Raw genomic sequence first — 8,358 nt, 5'->3', positions numbered from 1 at the left:
GTGGGGGCAAAATGACGTCATTGAAGATGGCAGGCAAAATATATTCAAGATGGCGGACAAACATGACGTCATTCAAAATGGTGGGCAAAAAATATATTTAAAATGGCAGACAAGAATGTATTTAAAACGGCGGGACGAAAATTTGAGACGGCGCGTGCAAAATGACGTCATTGAAGATGACGGACAAATTTTACCGCGCCCTTATGGCTGAGTCATCAAAACATGACTGTCTTGTGTTCTGGGAAACTTTGTCCAGAGTCAGTTTGGCTGAATCATCAAAACATGACTGTCTCATGTGGGTCATTCAAGATGACGAATAGAGAATGACGTTATAGAAATTGTGCATGCCCAGACAAGTTGATGAGTCAGCATGAGTCAGCAGAAATCGTTCAGCTAGTTCTTTTACCGCGCCCTTGTTCAAATTTTGCTGAGTCAGCAAAACATGTCTCGTGTTCTGAGAAACGTTGTCCAGAGTCAATTTGGTTGAGTCATCAAAACATGACTGTCTCGTGTGCGTCATTCAAGATGGCGAACCGGAAATGACGTCATAGAAATTGTGCATGCCCAGACAAGTTGATGAGTGAGCATGAGTCAGCAGAAATCATTCAACTCTCATTTTATCGCCCCTACCTTGTTCAAATTTTGCTGAGTCATCAAAGCATGACTGTCTCGTGTTCTGGGAAACTTTGTCTAGAGTCAATATGGCTGAGTCATCAAAACATGACTGTCTCGTGTGTGTCATTCAAGGTGGCGATTAGAGAATGACGTTATAGAAATTGTGCATGCCCAGACAAGTTGATGAGTGATCATGAGTCAGCAGAAATCATTCAGCTCTCATTTATCGCGCCCTTGTTCAAAGTCAAATATGGCTGAGTCATCAAAATGTGTTCAAACACAGACGAGAAACGTCTTTGTTGGTGACTTACCATTTGTCTGTGTATACTGATGATCTTAAAAGAAACTATATAGTTTATGACCAAATTTCATTTTGAAAATGTCTCACACGTCCTCACAAGAAGATCCTTTGTGTACGACATTGTACACGTGTATAGCAATGAAACAGTACAGCGACGTCTTCACTACGCAGCTGCGGTGGCCGTGGCTGAGCGGTACAACCAAGTCGTTCCAAAACGCGGGGCTGTGGGTTCGACTCCCGGTGAAGTCGACTTTTTTTTTTTTTTATGGCAACAAACAAAATACTTTTTTTTTTTTGTCTTAGATGTATACAGTTTCATTTATTTCAAAAGGCGAAACCGGGAAACGTCTTTGTGCGAATTTTCAATAACTTGTCCTTGAACACGGTATAAACTCGCAGCAGTCAGTAGACTACTATTATCTGACCTGATTTTGTCACTCGAGATCTATCTTGCTGCCGGAACACGTTCGGATGATGCATCTTCTATCGGCCGTGACTTTTAAGTCGTGTTGTCGATGAGGTGAGAAGCACGAGTCACAACTCTAAACATGAACAGCACACGTTACCAAATGCAGTAATCTGTAAGAAAAAATGATGAGATGAGTATGAAACCACCATCTGGAAAAAAAATACAAGGCATTTGAAGGAAGCAACCGAAATTGATACTCACTGTCCCCTTCCTCCCTGTCAGTGCAAGCGCCCCCAGGTTGGATTCCAACTCCAAGAGGTCGTTGACCTGTTAAAATAGGGGACGGGCATGATGAGTGTGTCAAAATTTGCTGACTCGGCAATGTATCTAAACATAAAACTGATGTGTGCTCACGTCGTCCAGTGAATCAAATCTGATTGGTCAAATTTTTGCTGACTGTGTTCTAAAAATAGAACTGATGTGTGCTCATGTCGTCCAGTGAATCAAATCTGATTGGTCAAATTTTTGCTGACTGTGTTCTAAAAATAAAACTGATGTGTGCTCACGTCGTCCAGTGAATCGAATCTGATTGATCAAAGTTTGCTGAATGTATTCTAAATATAGAACTGCTGTTTGCTGACGTCATCCAGTAGATAACGATCGATGATATTACAAAACTATACTGTTTATGTTTAGCTGCATATTGATTTCAGAATTTCTACGTCAATTTGATTTTGAAAATATCTGACAAGTCCTCACACACACAATAAATGATCCTTTGTACACGACATGCGCTCAAGTATTAGCAGTGCTGAAACAGAAGTGCGACACCTTCACTGTAAGCGCTCGCCATGTGTCGAGTGGCACCAGAAGCAAGTCTTTGTGAACGTGGGGTTGTGAGTTCGACTCCAGTTGAAGTCGATATATTTTCTTATGCCAACAAACAGCTGAACACCCCCTATCGTCCGCACAAAACACAATGTTGCAGTGCACATGATTTGACGGAAAGTATTAGTTTGCTGCCTTTTTATGATAAATTTAATTCACTGGTGCGAAATTCATAGACAGTCCACCTTCTGAGGGAAACGCTCCGCCTTGGGAGACCTTTTTTGCCTGCCCGAATCTTGATAAAACAACTTCTCAAAAACTTAAACATACTCGATCAGTAGGTGCCCCCTCTCATTGCTTTGTGATTCGAGGCCGGTGTATTTTTCTACAGCAACAACTCCGTGGCATGACGTAGAACTTTGGATAGTGGTGGTGGTGGTGAGTACTGCAAACCATCCAGCACTAGACAGAATTTATCCTGAGAGGATGGAGCATCCCTTGTCATCACCATCATTCAAAGTGTGTGTGTGTGTGCACGTGCACGCGTGCATGCATGCGTGTGTGTGTACGTGTGTGAAGAAGCAGAAAATAAAATGCACAGAGTGTAGTTCACAATTTTAGTACTACTAGTAAATGCTGGTATTAATACTAGTTTCATTGATTGATTTCTTGACAAAAACACGTCAGTTTCTTTTACCACAACTTGTTGGTTAGACTAGTAATGACACAAAAGTTCATTTTAGAAACATACAAGTATACAATGATGAAGGCCTACTGCTCAAAAGTTGAGTGCTTCGGACAGCATTAGACATTCGGTCTAGCACATTATTCGAGTACTTGCTGAAACAGACAGGAATAGTCCAGGGGCATTAAATAATCCCCAGCCTCGAGAAGTGGCCAACATGCACCACCAGCTGCGTGTTTTTCAATAGTAGATTCCGCTAGTCCTTGGACGAAGAAAGGTGGTGGCAAATCCAGTGCCCGTCTCACTTGCTCATATTTCACTGTGAGTGACGTGACCGTGAAGGCAGCCTGTACATCACTGGTATGCATATCAACAGCATCCTTCCACGTTAATTCGAGGCATCCTGTAACATATATGAGTACAACAAACTGTATACTATTATACATGTAGATACATAACATATACGGTACATGATATCCATATTATTTTGTACACACACGCATGCATAGCACAAGGTAAGGTTACCTGAAGACCCCATGTGATCACGCTGACCGGGTGAGTCATTCTCGCAGCCAGGACAGTGCTCTCTCCTTTTCTTGTTAATGCCGCGACACACTTGCCAGCGGTAGAGCAATGCCATCAACTCACTAGGTGAGGGTAGAGCCACATAGCGGGTATCGTCATATCCAAATTCTTGTGGGAAGAAATGCCATAAGGAATCTGAACCAGCCTGTTTGTACTGTAGAAGTGACGTTGCATTAACATGAATGCAAAGAATTGGAAGATGACCAGCCAACTCTGCCCACTCGTCAATATGTTCATGCCCTTTCCACATGATGTCTACTTCACGATGTTTGACAAACACAACAACGATTTCTACCATCTGGTGAAATCCAACATTGTTGGTGGACCTTCCATCATCTACCACGGATATCACGAAAAAAGGCAAAACTAAGCTACGAGAACTCCAGTATCAAGAAGAAGCCAAGACCTGTGGTGGGATAACAGGTCGGTATTCAAAAGCTGTGACTTTTGGATTTGGTGGAAACAGTATGTAAACTGGTGCGTTTTGTTTGTTCAGGTTACGACTGCAATGGACTCTATCTATGATGTCTGATCCAAGACATGCCCACTGGATGGTTCGTCCGACGTCAAGTGGAAGATGACTTCAAACCCCACAAGTCTCATCCCCAGAGTCGTGATGCCGTCGAATGGATGGAATGGGTGATGACCACCAAAGGGATCGAGATCCGTCACGCCTTTAATGCCAAAGAAAAACGACTGGGTCGGAGACGTCTACCAGTGGATGGGTGGTGCAAATCCACGCAAACTGTTTATCAGTTTCATGGGTAAGTCCGACGAGCTCACACGACTTTTTGTTTGAGATCGAACATGCTCACACGACTTTGAGATCGAACATGGTTGTTGTAGATGCTACTGGCATGGACATCAGTGTCATCTGACCAAAGGAAAGGATAGACAATTCAAGACCTACAACGAGATCAGAAAGTGTTCCATGCGAGAGCTGCGAGAAGAAACGACCAAGAACAACAACTATCTCCGTCACCTTGGTTACACAGTCATCGAGATGTATGAATGCGAGTGGGGAGAAATGAAGGCCAAAGACAAAACTTTGCAGCGGTTTATTTCCACCAACTTCCGTCGACGTCTGGATAAGAAGTCGACCATGTCCGAGGCAGAGACAGAAAAAGATCATTCAAGATGGCGAACAACAAAACAACGTATTTGAGATAGCGGGCAGAAAATGATATTCAAGATGGCGGACAAACCAAAATAATTCCATTCAAGATGGCGGGCAGGAAATGACGTCATAGAAATCGTGCATGTTCAGACAAGTTAATGAGTGAGCAAAATCATGAGTCAGCAGAAATCATTCAGCTCTCATTTTATCGCGCCCTTGTTCAGAGTCAAATATGGCTGAGTCAGCAAAACATGTCTCGTGTTTTGGGACAACTTTGTCCAAAATCAATTTGGCTGAGTCATCAAAACATGTTCAAACATGTCTCGTGTTCTGGGAAACTTTGTCCAAGATCAATTTGGCTGACTTATCAAAACATGTTCAAACATGTCTCAGAGACGGGACTCGGGAAAGTTCTTTGTTTCATGAGGACTAACTTTCTGTTTCTGTATTGAGTATAATGGTTAGTGTGAATTTTTGTTGGGATGATTTCTGTAGAGCTGATACAACACTTTTCTTACGAAGTTAGCACAACAAGTTCAAAAAGAACAACTCTTTTATTTATCATCAACAGTGTGGTTAACAATAAAATCTTGAGCAAGAACATCGTTATCTTTAGGATTCGATCCAAACATATGTACAATTGTTTCAGGCAAAGTCCACGACATCGATGCAGAAGATAAAAGACACAGTAATGTCCACACGCGTGAGACAAAAGTTCTTGCAACTGTTTGTCAATAAAGATCCACGAAGTGCACTGTTTCTTTAAAAAGTTCACAAAGTTTTCGTGGCGTGGTGGTAATCCATATGAATTAAAGTATTCCCCATGGCCATTTTTATCCACATAGATTGCTATTCAGTGTTTTCCATTTTCAGTGTGAGGATCTGTGTTGCACACGTAAGCATAGGGATATTCCTTCGCATTTCTTGGTAGTCGATCTCGAAGACACACACCCACAAAGACATCTTGAGCATACGGATCCATTCGAAGCATCTGCGTGATCTGTACAGTGTCCACCCTTAGGCAGCATAATCAAAAACGACGTTGCGACTTCTGACCACCTCAATAATATTGTCAAATTCTGCACAGACGATGACACAGATGGTGTCTGGCAGTGGGTCGGCAAAGTGAAGTTCTAGTCGCAGACTGCCCTGCTTCACAAGGTTGAAGTGACCTCCATCGTTCAAATTAGGAGTCAGAACAAAGGCAAACAAGGTAAATCCTTGCAAGTACTCATCACAGCTGATGTCGTTTCCTTTGTCGTGATATAGCAAGTCCGTTCCAGAGAACAGGGTGAGATAACTCCGCACGGCTTTCTGCCGACCAAAGTTGGGCTGGAGTAGTTTGGCTGGGATCTGCTGTCCGTCCGCATATAAAAGCCAAAAAGTTTAAGTCATAGTGATGGAAATTGTACGGTTTCTTCTGGTAACTGCCGTTGAATGCTGCATTCCCCACCATCCCCACCACAAGTCGTTTGGGGAGTTGTCCAAGAAAGAGCTTTTTTTTTTTCTTTCTTTTGGTTGCCAGTAAGATTGCCTTTGGGAATGGAAGAGACGTTGGTATCCACTCTATAGATAGGACACTTGGCTGTGCCTTTCTCCAAAGCTTTGATGTGTGCCAGTTGTGCTGCAGGACTCAGTTTTACTTTCCTCACAAACAACGAAGCTTCTTTGATCTCGATCTTGTAACCCTCATCGGCTGCTATGAGGGCAAAGGCATCTTTGCTCCGCACGAGTCTAATTTTTATATCCACACCATTTAACAGGTAGCGATCTTGGAAGAACAAATCAAGGTGCAGCTTGCCCGTCAGGTCCACCACTCGACTTCTTGATGTGAATTTCATCCGAGCCTCTAATCCTTCATTATCAGTGGTGGTGGCATTCATGTGTCCCGCCGTGTCTTTATACCAGAGGGCCGCTGTCATCTGGGATTCCTTGGCTGCTGGACCATAACTGAGCAAGGTCTCTAGATAGGCCCGATATGGGTAGGTGTTGGTGGAAGGGGAAATCAATTTCTCGTTTAGACTGACGTCGACTTGAGAGAAGAGGGAATGAAGCCATAGGTTGGTGGGTCCCACCATCGCATCATCTGGGAGGTTGGTCCCATCGGCTTTGACGATTTGTGCTTGGAGAGACAACAGTGTATTGCCTGCATCGATGTAATCTTCACCGGAACCAGAAATGTTGAATTCCAGTGGTCCACTGTCCGTGATGGTGGCCAAAGGATGATATTCCACCCACTGCCCATGGTCGATGCTTGTTTGGGTTGGAGGCACCGTGAAGAGATCCAGCTCACTCTTCACGCATTCACAGGACAAGGCATGAACAAGGGCCATGATGCTACTAGGAAAAGATGTCTTTGGACAATCTGCTTTGCTTGCTTGCTCGAAATGAACTGACGCTCTGGTGTTGTGCAGGCCTTTTTGTACCTTTTCTTTTGGCAGGATGACCTGGTGGTTGTGCCAGAAACTGGTGGAGTGTCTTTGTCAACAGCTGTTTCCCTGCTTGCGCCGTGTGTCGACGTGCTGCCTGTCGTGGTTTCTGCCCACGCAACACATCTCCAGCAATTCGCAGGCCCGTTTTAGCACCTTCTTTCCCCAAGACATTCAGGCCACTTTTGACAAGGGGCATGGCTGCTCTCACCAGTCCAGAAAAAATGTTTCCCAGACCATGTCCACGTTGAACTCGCGTTCCAGAAAATACAGGTAAGCCACTTCCTACTTGCCGCAAGTAGTACTCATCGTACAGCTTGGAATCCTGGCAGTGAGCTGTCTGTCTTCTGGATGCCATACTACAAGAAATGAGGGGAGCGCCGCTGTCGAAAGTGAAGTGTTGTCACCACCTTCCCACGTTCAAATGACACTGGATGCCCTGCGTCATCTCTTATATCCAGTTCCACTGTGTCAAAGCGCTTCTGCTGTACTGGATGGTAGTGCACATTTTCGTAGGTTTTGGTGATCAGTTCTCCACTCTTGCCTTTGATGGGAACGATTCTCAACAAGGGAACCAAAGCATCACCCACCATGCGTGGCTCGACCAAACTGCAGTAGACATAAAGGGAATAGAACCCTCCATGGACATCGATGACACGATCTCCTGTAAAATAACCTCTTCCTTCAAAATGGTTTTGTGACAAACCCAACATCTGCTGGAGAGCTGGACTTACGGTGACGGAGGCCCCATCTTTGAGAGAGATGGTCACTTTATGAGTGATCTCGTCATAGCTGAAATGAATGGCGTTACAGATGTCCTCCACTTTTTTCCGGCAGCGTAGTTTCATATGATTCACCAAACTTTCAGGTGTCTGGTAGAGGCCAGCTTTTAGACTGGCATGGTGCACCACACCATCAGGTTCGGTTTGCATGTCCACCCAGCTTTCATCTTCTTGTAGATTGTACCACGTGTGTGGATACTGGATTTCCACCAAACCAACTTCCCACTGACCTCCTGACAAGTCGACAGCATGTGGAAGTTTGGTGAAATACCGAGTCAGTGTGTTGTCTGGAAAGTATGATGAAGAACTGTTGCTTGGAAGCGTGAGGTAAAACATGATCACTCTTGAGGCTGGTTCTTCTTGGGTTTAATGGTTGGGTTTGGGACCAAGATTCCCACACTTGAGCTTAAGAGCGCTGTCCACAGATGCCCGTCTTTGTGACCTGTGGTCAAGTTGTATATGCTGGTGACGATGACTGTGTAAATAATTATCACTTGACAGAAGAAGACAATTTCACTGCGTGGAACTCGTGCACCAAACACGGACCAAGACTGTTGACTGTGTTCGTCGTTGAGCTGCATGGCTACATCTGATGTCATGTCGTGTG

The 8,358-nt window shown here is 44.2% G+C and carries 6 protein-coding genes; 2 read left to right on the top strand and 4 right to left on the bottom strand.

Features of this window, described 5'->3' with window-relative positions:
- Together QNJ43_RS26090 and QNJ43_RS26085 are read left to right on the top strand one after the other, a co-directional pair.
- Positions 1–211 (top strand): hypothetical protein (locus QNJ43_RS26090; protein WP_300474851.1); only part of this gene is annotated, 211 nt, incomplete at its 5' end.
- A gap of 4,143 nt (positions 212–4,354) precedes the next feature.
- Positions 4,355–4,588 (top strand): hypothetical protein, encoded by a 234-nt coding sequence (locus QNJ43_RS26085; RefSeq protein ID WP_300474849.1) that lies wholly within the window; start codon positions 4,355–4,357, stop codon positions 4,586–4,588.
- Between the two features lie 969 nt (positions 4,589–5,557).
- Here the strand turns inward: QNJ43_RS26085 and QNJ43_RS26080 are convergent.
- From QNJ43_RS26080 to QNJ43_RS26065, 4 genes are all read right to left on the bottom strand, one after another.
- Entirely contained in the window at positions 5,558–5,848 is a 291-nt protein-coding gene (locus QNJ43_RS26080) for a hypothetical protein (protein ID WP_300474847.1), read from the bottom strand.
- 83 nt (positions 5,849–5,931) lie between these two features.
- Positions 5,932–6,840: a hypothetical protein gene (locus QNJ43_RS26075; RefSeq protein WP_300474844.1), complete on the bottom strand. Its 909-nt coding sequence runs from the start codon at positions 6,838–6,840 to the stop codon at positions 5,932–5,934.
- A 488-nt stretch (positions 6,841–7,328) separates the two neighbouring features.
- A complete protein-coding gene (locus tag QNJ43_RS26070; protein ID WP_300474842.1) occupies positions 7,329–8,087 on the bottom strand; it encodes a hypothetical protein in 759 nt (252 codons plus the stop codon).
- A 2-nt stretch (positions 8,088–8,089) separates the two neighbouring features.
- Positions 8,090–8,358: hypothetical protein (locus QNJ43_RS26065; protein WP_300474840.1), on the bottom strand; the 269-nt coding region annotated here is incomplete at its 5' end.

Source organism: Breoghania sp., from assembly GCF_030066895.1.
Lineage (GTDB): Bacteria > Pseudomonadota > Alphaproteobacteria > Rhizobiales > Stappiaceae > Breoghania.
This window is presented reverse-complemented; position numbering and strand designations above follow the sequence as displayed.